We start from the raw sequence: 21,544 nt of genomic DNA on the forward strand, positions 1-21,544 counted from the left end.
CTCGCGGTAGCCCTCGGCGGTGGTGGGGAAACTGCGACTACCGAGGAAGACGCCGTGAATGCTGATGACGGCGGCGACATGGATGTCCTTGTGTGTGTCGACGCCCAGGATCACATCAGGCGAACTGTCGTCTTGGCCGGTCGTTGTGGGGTGGGTCATGCTGGGCACGGTTGTTCGGCTCCTGAGGGCTCGGGAACGGATGGCCGTCGCCGGGCCGGCAGGGACGGTCAGGACTGTGATGGCGCCTTGTTAGCGGCAAGGCCCCTATCGGGACACGATCCTGCTGGTCCGGCGGCAGCAAGCACCGCCCGGAACCCGAGTCGACAGATCAAACTCAAGGCACCCAAGGCCGGTCGTATCGCGGGTCAGACCCGAGCACCGGACGGCACCCGATCATCCTCACAGTCGTAGCGAGTGGCCACCCCGCGCCACTGTTTGAGCAAGTGAACCGTCGTTGGATCACATCGCGCCCTCGGCAGTCGACCGAGTCGGAGGCGGGTGGACGCCCGCCGCGGGAGCCGCGGCGTTTGCGATGCTCGGCCTGATCGGCAGGCTCCGGAATCACCGCAGTGATGCCGCGGTCGCGCAGATGCCCGCGGATCGCCCGCGAGAAGCAGGCCTTGTCGCCGCAGACACGGTCGGGTCGGGTGCGAGCCCGGCCGCGTCCGGCTCGGCGGATCCGTAGGTGCCGCATGAGGTGCGGAAACATCGACGAGCCCCCGGCCTGGCCGGGACCGACCAGACTGACCAGTGGTCGGCCGTTGCCGTCGACGAGATGGTGCACCTTGGTGCTCCACCCGCCGCGGGAGCGGCCGATCGCATGCTCAGGCGGCTCAGGCGCCGCAGGACGGTGTCCCAGGTTCCGTCGCCGGCCGTCCGGCGATGCCAGGTCCAGATCGTCTGCCACGGACCGGACACCGCCGGCACGTCGCGCCAGGCGATCCCGCACCGATAGCGGTAGATGATTCCTCGACCATCGCTCGCGCATCGGAAAACGGACGCCTGCGCTTACCGGTACGGACCGGAAGAAGATCCTCGATCAACGCCCACTGGGCATCCGAGAGCAACTAAAACCGCGACACGACCAGCAGCATCCCAGCCACCAGCCGAAACTTTTGTCAGACACGCGCCTAGCCCGCCGGCCGGCCGCACCTCGACCGAGGTGCGGCCGGCCGGCGGACCGGAACCTCAGCGGCGCCGCGTCCGCAGGTAGTCACCCACCACCGCCGCGCCGAGGCCGTCGAGGTCCGGGGCCACCACGCGGCCACCCGACCTCCGCGCGATCAGGTCCACGAACGACGTCAGCCTCGGGTCGTCCCCGAGCCGGAACACCGAAATCGACGCGCCCAGCTTCGCCAGCCGATCCACTTCGGACAGTGTCTTGTGGAGCGTCCGGTCCTGGGGCGGGTAGTCGAAGACCGCCTCGCCGTCCGGTTCCAGGTGCGCGGTCGGCTCGCCGTCGGTGACCATCAGCACCACCGGCTGCGCGTCCGGGTGGCGGCGCAGGTGCTGCCCGGCCAGCAGGAGGCCGTGGTGGGCGTTCGTGCCCTGCTCCCACGCGCCCTCCAGGCCGATCAGCTCCGGCAGCTCCACCGGCATCGCGTAGCGGCCGAACGTGATCAGCTGCAGCGCGTCGTTGCGGAAGCGCGTGCTGATCAGCTGGTGCAGTGCCAGCGCCGTGCGCTTCATCGGCAGCCAGCGGCCTTCCTGCACCATCGACCACGACGTGTCGACCAGCAGCGCGACCGCCGCCCGCGACCGGTGCTCGGTCTCCACCACCTCGACGTCCTCGACGTCCAGGCGGACCTGGCGCTCCCCCACCGAAACCGAGCGCAGCACGGCGTTGCGGATCGTGCGGGGGACGTCCCACGGCTGCATGTCCCCGAACCGCCACGGCCGCGACGCGCCGGTCGGTTCGCCCGCCGCGCCCGCCGACTCGGTATCGCGGTCGCCCGTCTTTCCGCGCAACGCGTTCACGACGTCGGACAACGCCGTCTCGCCCAGGCGCCGCAACGCCTTGGGCGACAACCGGAGCGTGCCGTCGGCGGCCCGTTCGAACAGGCCCTGGCGGCGCAGCTCACGCTCCAGTTCGGACAGCCGGCGGGCGTCGACCCCGGCGTCCTTGCCGAGCTGGCGTTCGAGCGCCTCCAGGTCGACGTCGTCCAGGCTCGCGCCGGGGTAGGACTGGCCCAGCTGTTCGGCCAGCGCGTCCAGCTCCGCCAGGTCGGCCATCGCCTGCGCGCCTTCGCCCATGCCCAGCGGGTTCTTGCCGCGGAAGCGCTCCGAGCCCGTCCAGTCCTCGCCCGGGCGCGCCGCGCGCAGCTGGGAGTCCAGCTGGGACAGCTGCTGCGCCAGCCGCGGGTCGCCGAACGCCTGCTGGGTCAGCTCGGCGAGCTCGGCCCGCTGCTCGGCCGACATCGAGTTCAGCATTCGCTGGGCGGCCGCGGACCGCTCGGCCAGCGCGTCGATCAGCTCTTCGACGTTGCGCGGGTTCTCCGGGAAGAACTCGCCGTGCTTCGCCATGAAGCCGTCGAAGCGCTGCTGGATGTCGTCGGCGCCCCGGGCGTGCGCGACGAGCAGGTCGTTGAGGTCGGCGAGCATCTCGTTGATCCGCTCGACGTCCTCGGGCCCGGCGTTCTGCAGCGCCTGCTTCATGCCCTGGAACCGCGACTCCATCAGCTCCTGGCCGAGCAGGTCACGGATCTGCTGGTAGTTCTCGCGGCCCTGCGCCGAGCGCCAGTCGTAGTTCGCCAGCTCGTTGACCGCCGCCGCGGTACCCGGCGGGAGCGCGTCCAGCTGGGCCTCGCGGAAGCGGGCGTCGTCGTCCGGGTCGGGGAACAGGTCCCGGCGTTCGGCGTCGAGGGCCTCCTGCAGGAGGCGCTGGACCTCCTGCAGGGTGCCGTCCAGGTTGTTGCGGCGCTGGATCTGCGACCGGCGCTGCCAGAGCCGCCGAGTCAGCTCGTCCAGGCCGGACGTGCGCTCGGTGCCGCGCCGGAGCAGTTCCTCCAGCGCGGACCGCGGCGACGCCCCGGCCATCACGTCGCGGCCGATCTCGTCGAGCGCGTCACGCAGGTCGGCCGGCGGCGCGAGCGGGTCCGGCCCGTCGTGCCACGGGCCGTAGGAGTAGCCGTCGGGGAGCGGGACCGCGGTCATCGGCCGTAGACGGTCGTCGCGTCGTCGGAGTCCTTGGCGAGCCGCCGGGCCAGGAACAGCGATTCGAGGGCGAGTTCGACGGCCGCCGCGATCCGTCCGGCGGGTTCGTCGGCGCCGACGCCGGCCCGCTGGGCGACCTCGTGCAGCACCGGCAGTTCCGGCAGCGCGGCGAGGACGTCCTTGGCCGGGACGCGCTCGCCGGTGGCGACCAGGTGGCCGTCCTCGACGGCGTCGGCCAGCGGACGCAGGTCGAGCCCGGCGAAGCGGCCGCGCGCGGTCTCGGCGACCGCGCGGCGCATCAGGTGCACGAGGTGCTCGACCTCGCGGCCCTCCTCGCCCGGCTCGAACTCGATCTTGCCCCGCAGCACGGACGGGACGGCGTCGAGGTCGACCGGCCGCGCCACGGCCGGCTCTTCGCCGGTCAGCGCCGCGCGCCGCAGGGCCGCCGCAGCCACGGTTTCCGCCGCGGCGACGGCGAACCGCGCCGAGACGCCGGAGCGCTGGTCGATCACGGTCGACTCGCGCAGGTTCCGGACGAACCGGGCGAGCACCTCGAGCAGCGGCTCGCCGACTTCCGCGACGAGGTTGGCCTCCTGCTTGACCACCGCGATCTCGGACTCCACGTCCAGGGGGTAGTGGGTGCGGATTTCGGCGCCGAAGCGGTCCTTGAGCGGGGTGATGATCCGGCCGCGGTTGGTGTAGTCCTCGGGGTTCGCGGTGGCGACGAGCAGGACGTCCAGCGGCAGCCGCAGCGTGTAGCCGCGGACCTGGATGTCGCGCTCCTCCATCACGTTGAGCAGCGCGACCTGGATGCGCTCGGCGAGGTCAGGCAGCTCGTTGATGGCGACGATGCCGCGGTGGGCGCGCGGGACCAGGCCGAAGTGGATGGTCTCGGGGTCGCCCAGGCTGCGGCCTTCGGCGACCTTGACCGGGTCGACGTCGCCGATCAGGTCGCCGACGGAGGTGTCGGGCGTGGCGAGCTTTTCGGTGTAGCGCTCGGAGCGGTGGCGCCAGGCCACCGGCAGGTCGTCGCCGAGCTCGGCGGCCCGGCGCAGGGACGCGGGGGTGATCGGCTGGAGCGGGTGTTCGCCCAGCTCGGCGCCTTCGATGACGGGCGTCCACTCGTCGAGCAGGCCGGCGAGGGTGCGCAGCAGGCGGGTCTTGCCCTGCCCGCGCTCGCCGAGCAGGACGACGTCGTGGCCGGCCAGCAGCGCGCGTTCGAGCTGCGGCAGCACGGTGCGCGAGAACCCGACGATGCCGGGCCACGCGTCCTCGCCGTTCTTGAGGGCGGTCAGCAGGTTGTCGTGGATCTCTCGCGCGATCGGGCGCGGCTCGTACCCGGCCGCGCGCAGGGCCCCGGCGGTGCGGGGAAGAGCGTCTGGAACAGCGTTCACCCGCTCGACGCTACTGCCGGATCGGCGGTGCGTCGATGTGGAGCGACTCCAGCGTGGGCGCGCTCTGCCGGTTCGGGCGGAGCCGGTAAAATAGGGCGTCGTGTGCCGTCCCAGTGCGACTTTCGCGGTGTGGTCCAGCGCGTGGCTGAACGGAGCCGCCGCGTCCGACGATGTGCTCGACGCCCTGCTCGCGTGGGGTGAAGCCCACGATGTCGTGGCCGCCGACGCAGCTGCCGCCGAGGCGTTCCAGCTGCCGCTGGCCTTCAACCGGGCCGCTACCCCCGTCCAGCTGCTGATGGCGCTGCGTTCGCAGGGAGCGAAATCCCTCCAGCTCGTCCTGCCGGTCCCGGGCGACGTCCGCGGCCTCGGCGGCGGCGGTCCGTTCACCGACGCGGCGGTGCGCGCCGGCGACGCGGTGGTGCTCGCGGACCTCGGTTTCGGCCTGGTGCCGGAGCCGATCGCCGAAGGCCTGGTCCGGTGGACCGTCTACTCGCTGGCTTCGCCCGCCCGGCCCGAGTACTTCGGCTTGGCCGAGGCCGAGCACGGGCTGACCGACGCGATCCGGGCCAGCGCGGGCGCCCTGCAGTCGCTCGACGTGGCTTCGGACCGGCCCGGCGTGCGCGCGGAGCTGTCGGCGCACCTGCGTTCCCGCCCGGACGTCGACTGGCCGGCCGGCACGCCCGGGCGTGCCCTGCGGGTGCTGCAGCGGGCCGAAGAGATCGCGGCGATCCTCGTGGTCGCTTCCACGGACGACCCGGGCGGCGCGTTGTCGGCCTCGGCGTCGACGTTGCGCGCCCAGGCGCTGCGGCCGCTGTCGGACGCGGTCCGCACGGCCCGGTGCGCCGCGGTCAACGAAGCTGTGCGGGTGTTCGCCGAACAACCGGCGCGCGAAGCCTGACCGGGCGGACGGCATGCCGGAAGTCCGCCTCGCCCGTCCCGAAGAGTTCGAAGCCGTCGCCGCGCTGCGGTGGCGGTGGGTGGCGGAGCAGGACGGGCTGCCCGCGACCGGCCGCGACCGGTTCGTCCGGGAGTTCGCCGCGTGGACGCGGGACAACGCGGCCACCCACCGGTGCCTCGTTCTCGTCCGCGACCGCGAGGTGCTCGGGATGGCGTTCCTCGCGATCATCGCGCGCGTGCCCACCCCGCCGGCCTTCTCGCGGGCGTGCGGCGACGTCCAGTCGGTGTACGTCGTGCCCGAGGCCCGCGACGGCGGCCTGGGCGGCCTGCTGATCCGCGAGACCCTGCGCCTGGCCGGGGAACTGGGGCTGGAGCGGGTCACCGTGCACTCGTCGACCCGCGCCATCCCGGCCTACGAGCGCCACGGCTTCGCGCGCTCACCCCACTTGATGCAGGTCCGGCTCAGCGAGCCGGGCGCTTCGCCGGTTCGCAGCAGCCGATCGCGCACGGCGCGCCGTTGACCGTGCAGCCGCCCACCGGGAACGGCGACAGCTTGCGCGGGGCCACGTCGTTCGTGTGCTCCCGGATCAGCTCGACCACCAGCTCGGCGAAGCGCGGGTCGCCGCCCGCGGTCGCCGCGCGGGCGAAGGCCATGCCGTGCTCGGCCGCGCGTTCGGCCGCCTCGTTGTCCAGGTCCCAGATCACCTCGAGGTGATCGGAGACGAACCCGATCGGCGAGACGACGACCCCGGGGACGCCCTGGGCGTGCAGCGCGTCGATGTGGTCGACGATGTCCGGCTCCAGCCACGGCACCTGTGGCGGCCCGGACCGCGACTGCCACACGACATCGTACTCGGCGATGCCCGCTTCGGCCGCCACCAGCCGGGCCGCCTCGGCGATCTGCCGCGAGTACCGGCGGCCGCCTTCCGCGGGCGGACCGGACGCCTTGTCCGCGCTTTCGGGTACCGAGTGCGCGGTGAACACCGTGCGGACGCCGGGGACGTCACCGAGCGACGCGTGCGCCGCGCGCACCCCGTCGGCGACCGCCGAGACGAACAGCGGGTGGTCGAAGAACTGGCGCAGCTTCACCAGTTCGGGCGCGCCGTCGCCGACCGCCGCGCGGGCGCGTTCGATGTCCTCGTCGTACTGGCGGCACGCCGAATAGCCGCCGTACGCGCTCGTGGGGAACACCAGGACCCGCTTCGCCCCGGCCGCCGTCAGCTCGGCGAGGGTGTCCTCGACCATCGGGTGCCAGTTGCGGTTGCCGAAGTGCACCGGGAGGTCCAGCCCGGCGGCCGAAAGCTGCTTCTCGACCGCGGCCATCGCGTCGCGGTTCAGCTTGTTGATCGGCGAAACCCCACCGAAGTGCTGGTAGTGCTCGGCGACCTCGAGGAGCCGCTCCCGCGGGACACCCCGGCCCCTGGTGACGTTTTCGAGGAACGGCATGACGTCCTCGGGCCCTTCCGGACCGCCGAACGAAAGCCACAGCAACGCGTCGTATCCCACCCCGCCATCTTGCCGATGTGGCGGCCCGCACGCTGACCCGGCCCGGTTGTGAATCGATCGGTCCAAAACCCTGCTACGGTGGTGCCATGGCCAGGCCACGGGAGTTCGACGAGTCCGCCGCCGTCGAGCGCGCGATGGAAGCGTTCTGGGAGCACGGCTACGAGGCGACGTCGACCCAGGACCTGTGCACGGCGACCGGGCTCGGCCGCAGCAGCGTCTACAACACGTTCAGCAGCAAGCGGGCGCTCTTCCAGCGTTCACTGACGCATTACACGAACCGCGAACTGGGCAAGCGGAAGGCGATCCTGGACGGCCCGGGCACCGCGGCCGAGCGGCTCGCGGCGGTGCTCGACACCGCCGTCGACGCCGACCGGGACCGCCCCCGCGGCTGCCTCGTGGTCAACACCCTCGCCGAACTCGGCCTGCCGGACGACGAGGTCGGGGCCGCGCTGCGCAGCGACACCGACCAGAACCTCGCCATGTTCGCCGAATGCGCCCGCGAGGGCGTGCTCGACGGCAGCCTGCGCGACGGCCTGGCGCCGGCCGACGTGGCGGAGTTCCTGCTCAGCACGATTTCCGGCCTGCGGGTGATGGCCCGCCGGGGCACGAGCCGCGAGGCCATGCACGCCGTCGCCGATCTCGCGCTCGCCTCGATCGTCGCGCACTGACCCCGTTCTGGACCGAGTTCCCTTTCGTTTGCCGCAGTTTTGAACTGATCGATACACAACCAAGGAGGGCCCGTGCCCCTGGCCGTCTTCGTCCTCGGGCTCAGCGTGTTCGCGCTGGGCACGTCCGAGTTCATGATCACCGGCCTGCTCCCCGGGATGGCCGCCGACCTGGGCGTGAGCATCCCCGACACCGGGCTGCTCATCTCCGCCTTCGCGGTCGGCATGGTCGTCGGGGCGCCGTTGCTGGCCATCGGCACCCTGCGTCTCCCCCGCCGACGGACCTTGCTCGCGATGCTCGCCGTCTTCGTCGTGGCGCACGTCGTCGGCGCGCTCGCCGAGGGGTACGCGCTCCTGTTCGCGACGCGGGTCGTGGCGGCGCTCGCCTGCGCGGGGTTCTGGGCCGTCGCGGCGGCGACGACGATCGCGCTCGTGCCGGCCGGCCGCCGCGGCCGCGCGATGGCGGTCCTGGTCGGCGGCCTCACCGTGGCGAACATCGCCGGCGTCCCCGCGGGGACGTTCCTCGGCCAGCACGCCGGCTGGCGGACGGCGTTCTGGGCGGTCGCGGTGGTGACGCTGCTCGCGGCGGCCGGCGTCGCGGCCCTCGTGCCGGACACGACCGGCGGCACCGGCGGCGTCCGCGGCGAACTGCGCATGTACCGGAGCGGCCGGGTCTGGCTGGCGCTCGGCGTGGTGGCGCTGTGCCAGGCGATGGTCTTCGCCGCGTTCAGCTACTTCGCGCCGCTGCTGACCGAGACCGACGGCCTCCCCGAGGAGTGGGTACCGGGCGTCCTGGCGCTGTTCGGCGTCGGCGCGCTGCTGGGGATCACGGTGGGCGGGCGGCTCGCCGACCGGCGGCCGTTCGCGACGCTCTACGGCAGCATCGGCCTCGCGCTGGCGGCGTTGTCCGTACTGGCCTCGACCACCGACACGGTTGTCGCGGTCGCGGCCGTGCTGGCCTTCGGCGTCGCCGGGTTCGGCGCCAACCCGGCGTTGAACGTGCGCGCCTACCAGGTGTCCGGCGACGCGCCGACGCTCACCGGCGCCAGCACGACCGCGGCGTTCAACGTGGGCAACACCGTCGGCCCGTGGCTCGGCGGCGTGGCGATCGACGCCGGGCTCGGCTACCCGAGCGTCGCCTGGACCGGCATGGCGCTCGGCGCGGCGACCCTGGTGGCGCTCACGGCCGCGGCCGTCGTCCAGCGGAACGACGACCGCGAGCCGATCGCGGTGTGACGGGTCAGATGCCGAGGGCGTGGACCCCGCCGTCGACCATGATCATCGAGCCGGTGGTGGCGGGGAGCCAGTCCGACAGCAGCGCGCAGACGCTCTTCGCCGTCGGGTCCGGGTCCGAGCTGTCCCAGCCGAGCGGGGCGCGGTCGCCCCAGCCGTCCTCGAGGTCGGAGAAGCCCGGGATCGACTTCGCGGCCATGGTCTTCATCGGGCCCGCGCTGACCAGGTTGACCCGGATGCCCTGCGGGCCGAGTTCCTTGGCCAGGTACCGGTTGACCGATTCGAGCGCGGCCTTCGCGACGCCCATCCAGTTGTAGACCGGCCACGCGACGCGGGCGTCGAAGTCCATGCCGACGATCGACGAGCCGCGGCCCAGCAGCGGCAGGCACGCCTTCGACAGCGACATGAACGAGTACGCGGAGACGTCGACCGCGGTCTTGACGTCCTCGGCCGGCGCGTCCAGGAACGGCGCGCCGAGGCAGCTCTGCGGGGCGAAGCCGATCGAGTGCAGCACGCCGTCGAGCCCGTCGACGTGCTCGCGGATCCGGTCGGCGAGGCTGTCGAGGTGCTCGGAGTTCGTGACGTCGAGCTCGAGCACCGGCGCCGGCTCCGGCAGCCGCTTCGCGATGGTCTTGACCAGCGACATGCGACCGAAACCGGTCAGCACCACGGTCGCGCCCTCCTGCTGCGCGATCTTGGCCGCGTGGAAGGCGAGCGAGGCGTCGGTGATGATGCCGGTGATCAGCAGGCGCTTGCCTTCGAGCAGTCCGGGCACGGGTCCTCCAGGTCTGGTGTTCGGGTAACGGGAATCAGTGGCCGAGGCCGAGGCCGCCGTCGACGGGCAGCACGGCCCCGTTGACGTAGCCGGCCTCGTCGGAAGCCAGGTACCGCACGGCGGCGGCGATCTCCGACGGCTCGGCGTACCGGCCGGACGGCACCTGCGCGAGGATCTCCTTCTTGCGGTCCTCGGGCAGCTCGTCGGTCATGTCGGTGTGCACGAAACCGGGCGCGATGACGTTCGAGGTGATGTTGCGCGAGCCCAGCTCGCGGGCCAGCGACCGCGCGAAGCCGACGAGGCCGGCCTTCGACGCGGCGTAGTTCGCCTGCCCGGCCGAGCCGGAGAGGCCGACGACGGAGGAGATGAAGACGAACCGGCCCCACTTGCCGCGCAGCATCCCGCGCGAGGCGCGCTTCGCGACCCGGTAGGCGCCGGTGAGGTTGGCGTTGATGACGCGCTCGAACTGTTCGTCGCTCATCCGCATCAGCAGCGTGTCGTCGGTCAGCCCGGCGTTGGACACCAGCACCTCGACCGGCCCCTGGTGCTCCTCGACGAGCTTGAAGGCGGCGTCGACCTGCTCGGTGTCGGTGACGTCGGCCTGCACCCCGAACAACCCTTCGGGCGCCCCCGAACCACGGTGCGTGACGGCGACCTGGTACCCCTGCTCCGCGAGGTCCCGGGCGATCGCCAACCCGATGCCCCGGTTGCCCCCGGTGACCAAGACCGACCGTCCCACAGTGTTCTCCCTCTTCGTCGCCCGTGCGCAGATGTCGGGCACGAGGCTATCGGCAGTGCTCGCGGGTCGCGCAGGGTGCCTGCGTGCGTGCGGGGGCGGGAGGCGGGGTTGGTTCGCGCCGGCGGGCGGGGACGTAAGAGGACGGTGAAAGTACCCGTCGGTAGATGAACGGAGCGTGACGAAGTCGGGCGGGCGGGGGCCGATCGGGACGCGGATGCGTTCTTGCTCTCACTTTTGGCGAGGTGCGATGTGGGCCACAGAGCGTCACCGGGACGGCTCAGCCGGAGGGGTTGTCGCGCACCGCCGGGTCATGGCTGCCCCGCGAAGCCCGGGAACGCGGCCGCAGCGCCCACCTCGCCGACGCTGCGGAGGTCGGCTTCACGCCGTCGAGGTCCATCGAGGTCCGCTTCAAGCCTGCCGGTGCGCGGGTGGCCGGCTCGCTCGCCATCGCCGAGGTCACCGTCCGGGACCGAGCGTTGCGGGCCGCCGGGCTCGTGGTCCGGCTCTCGGTTTCGCGGCTCCCTCGCGACACCGCCATCGAGGATGCTGCCACCGGCCCGCGCGGCACGTACGCGCGGCCGGAAGAAGCCGGGCACAGGATCGGCTCGTTCGCCGAGCATGGTGGCGCGCGGGCCGGCACGCCACCTGGCCCACGACCGTCCTAAGGCCGTGTTAGGAACCCGCCGCCGACCTTGCTGCCCGCTCACCCCTTCGTCACCGTGAGTCGCAACACAGGAGGTCGACGATGACAACCCGGATCAGCCCCACCGCCGGCGGGGCCGTGAGCGAGAAGCGCGTGATCGGCAACGTGCTGCGCGGCTCCATCGGCAACTTGATCGAGTGGTACGACTGGTACGCCTACGCGGCCTTCACCACCTACTTCGCCAAGTCGTTCTTCCCCACCACCGACACCACGGCCGCGTTCCTGGGGACCGCCGCCGTGTTCGCCGTCGGGTTCCTCATGCGGCCGCTGGGCGGGTGGATGCTCGGCCGGTTCGCCGACCGGTTCGGGCGGCGCAGCGCGCTCGTGCTCTCCGTGACCTTCATGGCGGGCGGGTCGCTGCTCATCGCCGTGACGCCGAGCTATCACACGATCGGGATCGCCGCGCCGATCCTGCTGCTGATCGCGCGGCTGATCCAGGGCCTGTCGGTCGGCGGCGAGTACTCCACCTCCGCGACCTACCTGTCCGAAGTGGCCACTCCCGGCAAACGCGGCTTCTACTCCAGCTTCCAGTACGTGACGCTCTACGGCGGTCAGCTCCTCGCACTCGGCCTCCAGCTGATCCTCCAGGCGATCCTCACCGAACAGCAGCTGACGTCGTGGGGCTGGCGGATCGCGTTCGTCGTCGGCACGCTCGCCGCGCTCACCGTCATGTGGCTGCGCCGCGGCATGGACGAGTCCGAGAGCTACGTCCGCGAAGCCGGCGAGAACAAGGGCAGCCGCGGCACCCTGCGGGAACTCGCCAAGTACCCCAAGGAGATCGCGCTCGTCGTCGGCCTGACCCTCGGCGGCACGGTCGGCTTCTACACCTTCGCCACCTACAGCCAGAAGTTCCTCGAAAACACCGCGCACATCCCGCGGCGGCAGGTCACCATCGTGCTGTTCTGCGCGATCCTCGTCGCGGCGATCCTGCAGCCGCTGGCCGGCAAGCTGTCCGACCGGATCGGCCGCCGCCCGCTGCTGCTGTTCTTCGGCATCGGCGGCACGCTGCTCACCGTCCCGCTGATGACCGTGATGGGCTCGACCCGCAACCCCGTCGGCGCGTTCTTCCTCGTGCTGGCCGGGCTGGTCATCGTCGCCGGGTACACCTCGATCAACGCCATCGTGAAGGCCGAGCTGTTCCCGACGAAGATCCGCGCGCTCGGCGTCGGCCTGCCCTACGCGCTGACCGTGGCGATCTTCGGCGGCACCGCCGAGCTCATCGCGCAGGCGCTGAAGAGCGCGGGCCACGAGACGGTGTTCTTCTGGTACGTCGCGGGCTGTGTCCTGGTCTCCCTGATCGTCTACGGCACAATGCGGGAAACCTCGAAGACCTCCGAGCTGGAAGAGCGCTGACAAGGGGATGACCGTGCGCGTGCTCCTCGTCGAAGACGACGCGGGTGTCGCCGGCGCGCTCGCCGAGTCGCTGCACGCGCGCGGTCATCCCGTCACCAGCGTCGGCCGCGGTGCCGACGCGCTGCACCGCCACCGCGACGCCGATCTCGTCCTGCTCGACCTGGGCCTGCCCGACCTCGACGGGCTCGACGTCCTCCGCAAGATCCGCGCGGTGTCGCCGGTTCCGGTCATCGTCCTGACCGCCCGCGGCGACGAACGCTCGGTCGTGCGCGGCCTGCGCCTGGGCGCCGACGACTACCTGACCAAACCCGTGCGGCTGGCCGAGCTGCTGGCCCGGATGGACGCCGTCGTGCGGCGCGCGGTCGCCCGCGAAGCCCCTGCCGGGGACGTCGTGCGCGTCGAGGACGTCGAGATCGACCTCGGTGCGCGCCGGGTGCTCGTCGCCGGGCACGACGCCGGGCTCACCACCAAGGAGTTCGAGATCCTGGCCGTCCTCGCCGCCCGCCCGGGCACCGCGGTCAGCCGCCAGCAGCTGATGGACGAGGTCTGGGGCGACGCCTACCTCGCCGTCTCTCGCTCGCTCGACGTCCACCTGACCGGGCTGCGCGCGAAACTCGACCGGCCCGGCCTGCTCACCACCATCCGCGGCTTCGGCTACCGGCTCGGCCGGGACTGACGCCGTGCGCACCCGGCTGCTGGTGGTCCTGGTGGCCCTCGCGCTCGCCGTCGTCGCCGCGTTCGCCGTGCCGCTGCTGACCGCCACCGCCGAGCAGCGCACCCAGCAGCTGGTCATCTCCCGCACCGCCGACGTCGACCGGTTCGTCGTGCTGGCCCAGCAGGCCGTCGACACCCGCGACCCGGCGGCCCTCGCGGCCGACGCGGCCCGCTATGCCGAGCTGTACGGCGAAGGTGTGGTCATCGTCGACGCCCGGCGCGTCCCGCTGGTGCAGGCGGGCGGGCTGACCGCGGCCGACCCGGCGGTGCACGCGCTGGTCGAAGCGACCATGCGCAACGAGCCGGCGCCGCGCGTCGACGGTCTTTCGCCGTGGTCGGCGGACCCCGCCTACTTCGCCCGCCCGGTCGGCACCGGCACCCGCGTCTCCGGCGTGGTCGTGCTGCGGGCGTCGGTGACGGCGGCGGCCGCGGACGTCGCCACCCGCTGGGGCACCATCGCCGCCGGCGCGCTGCTGGTCGCGGTGCTGTTCGTGCTGCTGGCCGTGGTGCTCGCGCGGTGGATGGTGCGGCCGCTGCACGAGCTGGAGACCGGCGTGCTCGCCGTCGCCGCCGGGCACCGCGCGCACGTCCCGGAGAAGGCCGGACCGCGTGAGCTGCGGTCGCTCGCCGCCGAGGTCAACCGGATGTCCGAGGCCGTCCTCGAGGCCGCCGACCAGCAGCACCGGCTGGTCGCCGACGCCTCGCACCAGCTGCGGAACCCGATGGCCGCGCTGCGGCTGCGCGTCGATTCCCTGGCCCACCAGGTCGAGGGCGACGGCGCCACCTACCGGGCCACCGTCGCCGAGGTCGAGCGCCTGGAAAAGCTCCTCGACGGGCTGCTGGCCCTCGCGCTCGCCGAGAGCACCGCGACCCGCGTGGCGGCCGGGGGCGCGGACGAGGCGTGCGACCTCGCTTCCGTGCTCGCCGAGCGCGTCGACGCCTGGCGGCCGGCCGCCGAAGACGCCGGCTCGGTGATCGTCCCCCCGCCGGGGCACGACGAGCCGGTCACCGTGCGCTGCCCCGAAGGCGAACTCGCGCAGATCCTCGACGTGCTGCTCGACAACGCCGTCCACTACGCCGGCCGCGGCGCGAAGATCACGACGGACTGGGAAGCCGGCCCGCAGACGGCGACCCTCGTCGTCCGCGACGACGGCCCCGGACTGTCCACTGAGGATCGCGCGCGGGCCACCGAACGCTTCTGGCGCGCGGGTGGCGAAGGCGCCCCGCGCGGCACCGGCCTCGGGCTGGCCATCGCGCACCAGCAGGTGCGCACCCGCGGTGGCGTCCTCGAACTGCGCCGGGCCGAGCCGCACGGCCTCGAAGTCCGTGTCACGCTGCCGGAGGCGCCATGACCGTCGGACGGCGCACCGCCCTGCTCGGCGGCCTCGGCCTCGCCCTGGCCGGGTGTTCGACGTCGGGGTACCGCGGCGCGGAGCGGACGGTCACCATCGCGGCCGGCGAACGCGGCGGCTTCTACCTGGCCTTCGCCGAGCTCCTCGCGGCCGAGCTCAGCCGCGCCGAGCCGCTGCTGCACGCCACCGCCGTGCCGACCGAGGCCAGCGTCGCCAACGTCGACCTCGTCCGCCGCGGCCAGGCGGACCTCGGGCTGGCGCTCACCGACGTCGCGCAGACGGCCATCACCGGCGGGGCGCCGTTCGGGGCGAAGGTACCGCTGCTCGCGCTCGGCCGCGTCTACGAGAACTACCTGCAGCTGGTGGTGCGCGCCGACGGGCCGGTGCGCCGGCTGGCCGACCTCGCGGGCCGTCCGGTGTCGCTGGGCGCGGGCGGCTCCGGCGCGGCGCAGCTCGGCGAGCGCCTGTTCGCGAAGGCCGGGGTCGTGGTCGACGCGCGGCACCTGCTGTTCGACGACGCCGTCCGGGCGCTGGCCGGCCGCCGGATCGACGCCATGCTGTGGTCCGGCGGCGTGCCGACGCCCAAGCTCGCCGAGCTCACCCGCACCACGCCGATCGCGTTGCTGCCGCTGGATCCGGTGGTGCCCGCGCTGCGCGCCGCGTACGGGCCGGTGTACGACCAGGTCCAGGTGCCCGACGGCGCCTACCGCGGGGTCGGCGCGCTGGGCACGATCGGCGTGGCGAACCTGCTGGTCTGCTCCCCCGCCCTGCCCGACGACGTCGCGGCGGCGGTGGTCCGGCTGCTCGTCGAGCGCGCGACCGCGCTGGTGCCCGCCGAAGCCGTCGGGACGCAGTTCCTCGACGTGCGGACGCTGATCGGCACGCAGCCGGTCCCCCTGCAGCCGGGTGCGGCGGCCGCTTACCGGGCGCTGCACGGCTGAGCGCTAGATTGGGCTCGTGACCGAACCCCGCCGACCGATCGTCCGGATGCCGCTGCGCGTGCGCTACCACGAGTGCGACGGCCAGGGCATCGTCTTCAACGCCCACTACCTGGCCTATGTGGACATGTGCGCGTTCGAGGCGGAGAAGGCGCTGTTCGGTTCGCACGACGAGTTCCTGGCCCACCGCACCGATGTCGTGGTCGCGGAGGCGAACCTGAAGTTCCGCGCGCCCGCGCGCTACGACGAAGAACTGGTCGTCTCGCAGTACCTGAACCACCTCGGCACGACATCGCTGATCTTCGACTTCGAGATCCACCGCGGCGAGACGCTGCTGCAGGCGGCGACCCTCCGGTACGTGTTCATCGATCCCGCGACGCTGCGGCCGGCCCCGCCGCCGGACGCGGTCCGCAAGGTCTACGCGGCCTTGCTCGAGGGCTGAGCCGTGTTCCGGGTTCTCTTCTACCACCCCGAAATCCCGCCGAACACCGGCAACGCGATCCGCCTGGCCGCCAACACCGGCTGCGAACTGCACCTGATCGAGCCGCTCGGGTTCACGTTGGAGGACAAGCAGTTGCGCCGGGCCGGGCTCGACTACCACGACCTCGCCCGGGTGCACGTCCACGCTTCCCTTGCCGCCGCTTGGGAAGCGCTGCTGCCGGCGAAGGTGTACGCGTTCAGCGCCAACGCGACCCGGCTGTACACGGACGTCGCGTACGGACCGGGAGACGTGCTGCTGTTCGGGCCGGAGTCGGTGGGGTTGCCGGCTTCGGTGCAGGAAGCCCCGGAGGTGACCGACCGCGTGCGGTTGCCGATGCTGCCGACCAGCCGGTCGCTGAACCTGGCCAACACGGCGGCGATCACGGTCTACGAAGCCTGGCGGCAGAACGGCTTCGCGGGCGCCTGACCTGACCGGAGCTACGTGATTTCGCCGGAGTCTTCGTTGTCTAGGAGGCGGTTGCGACGGGCGAGGATGTTTTCGGCCAGCTCGCGGGCCTGCCGGTGCTCGCCCAGGTTTCTGAGGTCGGCAGCGAGATTGCTGGCGAAGATGAGGGTATAGGGGTGGTCCTCGCCTAGAACGCGTTTGGCGCGGGCGAAGGTGTCCTCGTGCAGCTCACGGGCCTGCTGGTGCTCGCCCAGATTACTGAGGTCGACGGCGAGTCTGCTGGCGGAGGTGAGGGTGCGGGGGTGGTCGTCGCCGAGAACGCGTTTTCGGCGGGCAAGGGTGTCCTCGTTCAGCTCACGGGCCTGCTGATGCTCGCCCAGGTTGCTGAGGTCGAGGGCGAGATTGCTGGCGGAGGTGAGGATGTCGGGGTGGTCCTCCCCGAGAACGCGTTTGCGGCGAGAGAGAGTGTCCTCGTTCAGCTCACGGGCCTGCTGATGCTCGCCCAAGTTGCCGAGGTTGACGGCGAGGTTGTTGGCCGCGGTGAGGGTACCGGGGTCGTCGTCGCCAAGGACCCGCCGGCGACGGGTGAGGATGTCCTCGTTCAGCTCACGGGCCTGCTGATGCTCGCCGAGATCGCTGAGGCCGAGGGCGAGGTTGTTGGCCGCGGTGAGGGTACCGGGGTCGTCGTCGCCGGAGAGGCGCTTACGGCGGGCGAGGGTGTCTTCGTTCAGCTGACGGGCCTGCTGGTGCTCGCCGAGATCGCTGAGGCCGAGGGCGAGGTTGTTGGCGCAGGCGAGGGTGCCGGGGTTGTCCTCGCCGAGGAATTCCTTGCGAAGTGCGTACGCCCGCCGGAACAGCGGCAGTGCCACGCGGGGGTCACCACGGGTCTGGAGGTAGGTCGCGGTGCGGTCGAGCAGGTGAGCGACTTCGTCCGCTGCCGGCTGCCATGCGCGGTCGGGGTCACACACGACCAGCAGATGCGGGAGTAGCTCCCGCCAGCGAGGCCAGCTCGGCGGGTTGCTCCAGGGATCGTCGGGCAGCCCGGCATTCAGCAGCCGGACCGCGGAGACCGGCCACGTCGAGTCTCGGTCGCCCTCGATGACGATGTCGTCGTGGGTGCGGGCCCGCAGGAGCGCGGCGGGAACCCGGTGGAGCTGGATGGTCGTCGTAGTGACCTCGGCCATCCCCCGGCCGCGCAGCGCGGCCGTGGCGTCGGCGAAGGCCAGCGGATCCCTCGCGGCAGCCCCGGCGTCGCCGTCCTGGTGGGTGAGCAGGGCGAGTGGCACCGGCTCAGGGGCTAGCCAGGCCACCAGCGTCAGCGTGCTCAAAGCGGCGGGGTGGTCCCTGCCGAGCTGGTCGAACGACAGCGTCCACGCCGCAGCCGGCGAGACGGGATAGCTGCTGCCCATCTCCTGGCGGGCCATCAGTTCATCGGTGCGCTCGGAGAGCAGTTCGAGGTAGTCCTCGACGGTCAGACCGGTTGTCGCCAGCAGGCGTGCTGCCTGATTCACAGCCAGGGGCAAGTCGCCCAGGGCATTCGCGATGCGGTCGGCGTCGGATTCGGTGAGTCGGTCACAACGGGTTCGCAGCAGCTGGATCGACTCGGGGCGGGTAAATTGCCGCACCGGCAGCGCAGCACCGATGTCGTCCCAGTCGGGGTTGCGGGAGGTGATGATCACGTGCCCGCCCCCGGTGGGCAGCAGCGGTCGCAGGGCGGCGGGGTCTTCGGCGTTGTCGAACACCACCAGCCACCGGCCGCGAGACCGTAGCGCCCCACGCAGCCGGGACACCGCGACCGCCGGCGAATCCTGCCCGGTGGTCAGGCCCAGGGACTGCGCCAGGTCAGCGAGGTGTCCGAGGACGAGGCTGGGGTCTTCCGACGGGACCCACCACGCCACGTCGTAGTCCTCGCCGTGACGATGGGCGTACTCGATCGCCGTCGTGGTCTTGCCGACTCCGCCCATCCCGTTGAGTGCCTGCACCACCGCCGGCTGCCCCGAACACAACGCCGCCCGCAGGCTGTTCAGGAGCTCGTCGCGACCGGTGAAGGTCGCCGTACGCGCGGGGATGTTCGAGATCCGGCCCGCGAGCTTCGACTCCGGCCGGGAGCGAGGAACCCGATTCAGCGCACGCTCAAGCTTGGCTGCCAGTTCGCCAGGTGAGGACACCCTGGTGATCGTGAGACCGCTGTCGGGCAGCCGTTTGCGGAACGCCTCCTGCTCGCGGCCGTGCTCCAGGTCCCGGATCAGCGCCGGTGGCCCCTCGGTGTCCTCGGCCAGCACGAACACCAGCCGCTCCATGCCGGCGGCGGTGGCGAACTCGAACTCTTGCTCGCAGTAGGAGACCTCCGGACGGCCCCGCACCGGCGTGCCGTAGCGGAAACCCGCGATCAGCACGTAGATGTCCGCCTCGGCCAGCATCTCCCGATCGAGCTGCTCCGGTGTCGCGTCCCGGGCGGTGAAGGCGGACATGTCCACCACCGCATCCCCGGCCGCGGCCACCGCGTCCTTCGCCGCCGCCACGAACGACCGCGGCTTCGGCCACTCACCCAGCTCACTGGTGTGGCTGAGGAACACCCGCCGCGCCGGCAGCTTCCGCCCCTGCTCCCCGACCGCCAACCCCCGTCTCCTCACGTTCGCCGTACCTGGGAACAGTCTTCTCCATCCACGTGGGCGTTACGGTGACCGCGAAGCGTCATGATCGCCATCCGGTAGGTTCGCCGGATGCGACAGCAGTTCCTGGGGGCGCTCATCGGCGCCGCGTTCGGCACGGTGTTCGTCCTGGTCAACTCCGGTGCCCCGCTGCCGGCGGCGATCGGCTGGGTGCTGCGCGTCCTCGCCGTCCTCGCCCTCGCGGCGGTGGTGGTCCTCGGCTTCCGCGCGGGCGGCCGCCCGACGCTCGACGACCGCCCGGTGTTCGGGCCCAGCTACCGGGTCGTCGTCATCGGCGAGGTCGTGCTGCTGGTCGCGGGGTTCTTCGTGCTGAGCCTGCTGGAAGCACCGGTGGAGGCGAACGTCGCCTGGATCGCCACGATCGTCGGGCTGCACTTCGTCGCGCTCGCGTCGGCGTGGAAGACCCGGTCGATCCTGGTGGTCGGCGCGGTCCTGACCGTGCTCGGCGTCGTCGGTCTCGCTCTGCTCGGGAGCGCCACGGAGTGGGTGCCGTTCGTCAGCGGCGTCCTCTCCGGGGCGACCCTGCTCGGCGGAAGCCTCTACGGCGTCCGCCGAGCCTGAGTCACGGGAGTCGCTGGCCGAAGAACAGGCTGGCCGCCGCGCCGATCATCAGGATCAGTGTGCCCGCTACCAGCCACGGCTTGCTCGCGTCGGCGTCCTTGATCTCGTAGCCGATCTGCTCGCCGAGGTCCGCGTAGACCTTCTTCAGCTCTTCGGCGCTGGCCGCCTTGTAGAAGTCGCCGCCGGACAGCCGGGCGATTTCGCGCAGCGACTCGTCGTCGACGCTCACCGGCTGGGCCTTGCCGTCGATGTCGACCGAGCCGTGCGTCGTGCCGAACGAGATCGACGAGATCGGGACGCCGGCCTGCTTCGCCGCCTGGGCCGCCGTGTAGCCGCCGCGGGCCGCGTACAGGTCCTCCGGCACCGTCTGCTTGCCGTCGGACATCAGGACCACCCGGGCCGGCGGTGGGCCGTCGGCGCCGCCGACGACGGTGGAGAAGCTCTCCACCGACTGCAGGGCCGCGAAGATGCCCTCGCCGGTCGCCGTCGACTGGGCCAGTTTCAGGTTCTCGATCGCCTTGATCACGCCGTTGCGGTCGGTGGTCGGGTTGACCAGCACCGTCGCCGTGCCCGCGAACGAGATCAGGCCCAGGTTGATGCCCGGGGTCATGTTCTGCGCGAACTGCGTCGCCGCGTCCTGGGCCGCCTTCAGCCGCGTCGGGGCGACGTCGGTCGCCTCCATCGACAGCGACACGTCGATCACCAGCATCACGGTGGCCCGGTTGCGCGGCACCTTCTGCTCGGCGGTCGGCCCGGCCAGCGCCACGGTCAGCAGCAGCAGCGACAGCACGATCAGCACCGCCGGCACGTGCCGGACCCAGCCCTGGCTCTTCGGCGCGACCCGCTCCAGCAGGTCGAGGTTCGCGAACCGCATGGTCCGCTTCCGCCGCGCTCGCTGCGCGAGCACGTACCCGACGGCGACCGCCGCCACGGCGATCAGGAGCAGGAACCACCAAGGCGCGGTGAATCCGGTCAGGCTCATGCGCACACCTCGCCGGCGCTCGGTGCGGCCTGAGCCGAAAACGCAGCGTTGAACGGTTCGTTCGCAAGCTCCCTCACGCGACACCCCCGGACCAGCGGCGCTTGCGGGCGACGACGAACCGCACCATGTCGGCGATCCAGTCGGCGTCCGTGCGCAGCGTCAGGTGGGCCGCACCCGCGCGCCGCAGGCCGGCTGCCACCTTCTGGCGGTGGGCGTGGGCCGCGGCCCCGAACTCCTTGCGCAGCAAGGCCGAAGCGTGCACTTCGCGCTGTTTCCCTGTCTCCGGGTCGGCCAGCACGACGGTGCCCACCTCGGGCAGGTCGACGTCGCGCGGGTCGAGTACTTCGATCGCGATCAGTTCGTGGCGCCCGCCCAGCGCCCGCAGCGGCCGCTCCCACGAGCTGTCGCCCAGGAAGTCGGAGATCACCACGGCCAGGCCACGGCGGCGCGGCGGACGGCGCAGCGCCTCCAGCGCCTGGGCGAAGTCGCCGCGCGTGCCCTCGGCCGCGCGCGGCGTCTCGGCCAGCTTCCGCACCAGACCGCGCGCGTGCGCCAGCCCGCCGCGGGCCGGGATGCGGGCGGTGTCGGCGCCGGTGGAGACCAGCGCGCCGATCCGGTTGCCGCCGCCCCCGGTCAGGTGCGCGACCGCCGCGACCGCGCAGACCACCAGGTCGCGCTTCTCGCACAGCGCCGTGCCGAAGTCGAGGCTCGCCGACAGGTCGGCGACGACCCACGTCTCCAGCTCGCGGTCGGCCACGGTCTCGCGGATGTGCGGGGTCGTGGTGCGGGCGGTGACCGCCCAGTCCATCCGGCGCACGTCGTCGCCGGGCTGGTACGGCCGCGCTTCGCCGGGCTCGGAGCCCGGCCCCGGCACGAGGCCGAGGTGGTTGCCCTGGAGGAGCCCGTCGAGCCGGCGGCGGACGTCGAGCTCCAGGGTCCGGAGCCCGGCCTCCAGCCGGTCGCCGCGCAGCACCGGCGGCGCCCACGAAGGACGGAGATCCTTCTCGTTCTTCGCCATCGC

Annotated in this window: 21 protein-coding genes and 1 pseudogene; 12 read left to right on the top strand and 10 right to left on the bottom strand. The window is 72.3% G+C overall.

Annotation, left to right across the window (positions count from 1 at the left end; genetic code table 11):
• Positions 1 to 334: 334 nt before the first annotated feature.
• The 4 genes and pseudogenes from ACLJQM_RS40840 to ACLJQM_RS40855 form a co-directional block, all read right to left on the bottom strand.
• Positions 335 to 907: a transposase gene (locus ACLJQM_RS40840; RefSeq protein WP_410635698.1), complete on the bottom strand. Its 573-nt coding sequence runs from the start codon at positions 905 to 907 to the stop codon at positions 335 to 337.
• Positions 859 to 966 (bottom strand): annotated as a pseudogene (locus ACLJQM_RS40845) (transposase); the annotation flags it as partial. The pseudogene ACLJQM_RS40845 and the gene ACLJQM_RS40840, both read right to left, overlap by 49 nt.
• Positions 967 to 1,188: 222 nt before the next feature.
• Positions 1,189 to 3,153, bottom strand: coding sequence for a hypothetical protein (locus ACLJQM_RS40850; protein WP_410635699.1), 1,965 nt, complete (start codon positions 3,151 to 3,153; stop codon positions 1,189 to 1,191).
• Positions 3,150 to 4,547, bottom strand: a complete 1,398-nt coding sequence (locus tag ACLJQM_RS40855; RefSeq protein ID WP_410635700.1) for an ATP-binding protein — start codon at positions 4,545 to 4,547, stop codon at positions 3,150 to 3,152. Before ACLJQM_RS40855 ends, ACLJQM_RS40850 begins: the two co-directional genes overlap by 4 nt.
• A gap of 100 nt (positions 4,548 to 4,647) precedes the next feature.
• Between ACLJQM_RS40855 and ACLJQM_RS40860 the strand changes: the two genes are divergently transcribed.
• Both ACLJQM_RS40860 and ACLJQM_RS40865 read left to right on the top strand, forming a co-directional pair.
• Positions 4,648 to 5,445, top strand: a complete 798-nt coding sequence (locus ACLJQM_RS40860; protein ID WP_360771136.1) for a hypothetical protein — start codon at positions 4,648 to 4,650, stop codon at positions 5,443 to 5,445.
• A 13-nt stretch (positions 5,446 to 5,458) separates the two neighbouring features.
• The gene (locus ACLJQM_RS40865) at positions 5,459 to 5,965 is read left to right on the top strand and encodes a GNAT family N-acetyltransferase (protein WP_410635702.1); all 507 of its coding nucleotides are present in this window, start codon (positions 5,459 to 5,461) and stop codon (positions 5,963 to 5,965) included.
• Here the strand turns inward: ACLJQM_RS40865 and ACLJQM_RS40870 are convergent.
• Complete coding sequence (locus ACLJQM_RS40870) at positions 5,907 to 6,950, bottom strand: ferrochelatase (protein WP_360771131.1); 1,044 nt, start codon at positions 6,948 to 6,950, stop codon at positions 5,907 to 5,909. The two genes, ACLJQM_RS40865 and ACLJQM_RS40870, sit on opposite strands and share 59 nt — an antisense overlap.
• An 86-nt stretch (positions 6,951 to 7,036) precedes the next feature.
• Between ACLJQM_RS40870 and ACLJQM_RS40875 the strand changes: the two genes are divergently transcribed.
• Both ACLJQM_RS40875 and ACLJQM_RS40880 read left to right on the top strand, forming a co-directional pair.
• On the top strand, positions 7,037 to 7,618 hold the full coding sequence (locus tag ACLJQM_RS40875) for a TetR/AcrR family transcriptional regulator (protein ID WP_410635704.1): 582 nt from the start codon (positions 7,037 to 7,039) through the stop codon (positions 7,616 to 7,618).
• Positions 7,619 to 7,690: 72 nt separating this feature from the next.
• On the top strand, positions 7,691 to 8,851 hold the full coding sequence (locus ACLJQM_RS40880; RefSeq protein ID WP_410635705.1) for a Cmx/CmrA family chloramphenicol efflux MFS transporter: 1,161 nt from the start codon (positions 7,691 to 7,693) through the stop codon (positions 8,849 to 8,851).
• A 4-nt stretch (positions 8,852 to 8,855) separates the two neighbouring features.
• On the opposite strand, the gene fabI is transcribed toward ACLJQM_RS40880, so the two are convergent.
• Together fabI and fabG are read right to left on the bottom strand one after the other, a co-directional pair.
• Complete coding sequence (gene fabI / locus ACLJQM_RS40885; protein ID WP_247023224.1) at positions 8,856 to 9,623, bottom strand: enoyl-ACP reductase FabI; 768 nt, start codon at positions 9,621 to 9,623, stop codon at positions 8,856 to 8,858.
• A 34-nt stretch (positions 9,624 to 9,657) separates the two neighbouring features.
• Complete coding sequence (gene fabG, locus ACLJQM_RS40890; RefSeq protein WP_410635707.1) at positions 9,658 to 10,362, bottom strand: 3-oxoacyl-ACP reductase FabG; 705 nt, start codon at positions 10,360 to 10,362, stop codon at positions 9,658 to 9,660.
• 290 nt (positions 10,363 to 10,652) lie between these two features.
• Between fabG and ACLJQM_RS40895 the strand changes: the two genes are divergently transcribed.
• From ACLJQM_RS40895 to ACLJQM_RS40925, 7 genes are all read left to right on the top strand, one after another.
• Positions 10,653 to 11,027 carry a hypothetical protein gene (locus ACLJQM_RS40895; protein WP_410635708.1) on the top strand — a complete coding sequence of 125 codons (375 nt, stop codon included), beginning with the start codon at positions 10,653 to 10,655 and terminating at the stop codon, positions 11,025 to 11,027.
• Between the two features lie 80 nt (positions 11,028 to 11,107).
• Positions 11,108 to 12,418, top strand: a complete 1,311-nt coding sequence (locus tag ACLJQM_RS40900; RefSeq protein ID WP_410635710.1) for an MFS transporter — start codon at positions 11,108 to 11,110, stop codon at positions 12,416 to 12,418.
• 7 nt (positions 12,419 to 12,425) lie between these two features.
• A complete protein-coding gene (locus ACLJQM_RS40905; protein ID WP_247023220.1) occupies positions 12,426 to 13,094 on the top strand; it encodes a response regulator transcription factor in 669 nt (222 codons plus the stop codon).
• A 4-nt stretch (positions 13,095 to 13,098) separates the two neighbouring features.
• Entirely contained in the window at positions 13,099 to 14,484 is a 1,386-nt protein-coding gene (locus ACLJQM_RS40910) for a sensor histidine kinase (RefSeq protein ID WP_410635712.1), read from the top strand.
• A complete protein-coding gene (locus ACLJQM_RS40915; protein WP_410635713.1) occupies positions 14,481 to 15,425 on the top strand; it encodes a TAXI family TRAP transporter solute-binding subunit in 945 nt (314 codons plus the stop codon). Before ACLJQM_RS40910 ends, ACLJQM_RS40915 begins: the two co-directional genes overlap by 4 nt.
• 16 nt (positions 15,426 to 15,441) lie before the next feature.
• Positions 15,442 to 15,864, top strand: coding sequence for an acyl-CoA thioesterase (locus ACLJQM_RS40920; protein ID WP_247023217.1), 423 nt, complete (start codon positions 15,442 to 15,444; stop codon positions 15,862 to 15,864).
• A 3-nt stretch (positions 15,865 to 15,867) separates the two neighbouring features.
• Complete coding sequence (locus ACLJQM_RS40925) at positions 15,868 to 16,329, top strand: tRNA (cytidine(34)-2'-O)-methyltransferase (protein ID WP_360771111.1); 462 nt, start codon at positions 15,868 to 15,870, stop codon at positions 16,327 to 16,329.
• Between the two features lie 11 nt (positions 16,330 to 16,340).
• Here ACLJQM_RS40925 and fxsT read toward each other — a convergent pair whose 3' ends face one another.
• Positions 16,341 to 18,926 carry an FxSxx-COOH system tetratricopeptide repeat protein gene (gene fxsT / locus ACLJQM_RS40930; protein WP_410635715.1) on the bottom strand — a complete coding sequence of 862 codons (2,586 nt, stop codon included), beginning with the start codon at positions 18,924 to 18,926 and terminating at the stop codon, positions 16,341 to 16,343.
• A gap of 105 nt (positions 18,927 to 19,031) precedes the next feature.
• Between fxsT and ACLJQM_RS40935 the strand changes: the two genes are divergently transcribed.
• Positions 19,032 to 19,541 (top strand): hypothetical protein, encoded by a 510-nt coding sequence (locus ACLJQM_RS40935; protein ID WP_360771105.1) that lies wholly within the window; start codon positions 19,032 to 19,034, stop codon positions 19,539 to 19,541.
• A 1-nt stretch (position 19,542) separates the two neighbouring features.
• On the opposite strand, the gene ACLJQM_RS40940 is transcribed toward ACLJQM_RS40935, so the two are convergent.
• Both ACLJQM_RS40940 and ACLJQM_RS40945 read right to left on the bottom strand, forming a co-directional pair.
• Complete coding sequence (locus tag ACLJQM_RS40940; protein WP_360771102.1) at positions 19,543 to 20,523, bottom strand: VWA domain-containing protein; 981 nt, start codon at positions 20,521 to 20,523, stop codon at positions 19,543 to 19,545.
• 73 nt (positions 20,524 to 20,596) lie between these two features.
• On the bottom strand, positions 20,597 to 21,541 hold the full coding sequence (locus tag ACLJQM_RS40945) for a DUF58 domain-containing protein (RefSeq protein WP_360771099.1): 945 nt from the start codon (positions 21,539 to 21,541) through the stop codon (positions 20,597 to 20,599).
• Positions 21,542 to 21,544 lie beyond the last annotated feature (3 nt).

The organism is Amycolatopsis sp. cmx-4-83 (assembly GCF_046548815.1).
GTDB lineage: Bacteria > Actinomycetota > Actinomycetes > Mycobacteriales > Pseudonocardiaceae > Amycolatopsis > Amycolatopsis pretoriensis_A.

What these genes read in the sequence shown, in the direction of transcription:
- ACLJQM_RS40915 (WP_410635713.1), top strand. Translation starts at nt 14,481, where the DNA reads ATGACCGTCGGACGGCGCACCGCCCTGCTCGGCGGCCTCGGCCTCGCC.
- ACLJQM_RS40850 (WP_410635699.1), bottom strand. Translation starts at nt 3,153, where the DNA reads ATGACCGCGGTCCCGCTCCCCGACGGCTACTCCTACGGCCCGTGGCAC.
- ACLJQM_RS40875 (WP_410635704.1), top strand. Translation starts at nt 7,037, where the DNA reads ATGGCCAGGCCACGGGAGTTCGACGAGTCCGCCGCCGTCGAGCGCGCG.
- ACLJQM_RS40900 (WP_410635710.1), top strand. Translation starts at nt 11,108, where the DNA reads ATGACAACCCGGATCAGCCCCACCGCCGGCGGGGCCGTGAGCGAGAAG.
- ACLJQM_RS40945 (WP_360771099.1), bottom strand. Translation starts at nt 21,541, where the DNA reads ATGGCGAAGAACGAGAAGGATCTCCGTCCTTCGTGGGCGCCGCCGGTG.
- ACLJQM_RS40905 (WP_247023220.1), top strand. Translation starts at nt 12,426, where the DNA reads ATGACCGTGCGCGTGCTCCTCGTCGAAGACGACGCGGGTGTCGCCGGC.
- ACLJQM_RS40935 (WP_360771105.1), top strand. Translation starts at nt 19,032, where the DNA reads ATGCGACAGCAGTTCCTGGGGGCGCTCATCGGCGCCGCGTTCGGCACG.
- ACLJQM_RS40940 (WP_360771102.1), bottom strand. Translation starts at nt 20,523, where the DNA reads ATGAGCCTGACCGGATTCACCGCGCCTTGGTGGTTCCTGCTCCTGATC.
- ACLJQM_RS40865 (WP_410635702.1), top strand. Translation starts at nt 5,459, where the DNA reads ATGCCGGAAGTCCGCCTCGCCCGTCCCGAAGAGTTCGAAGCCGTCGCC.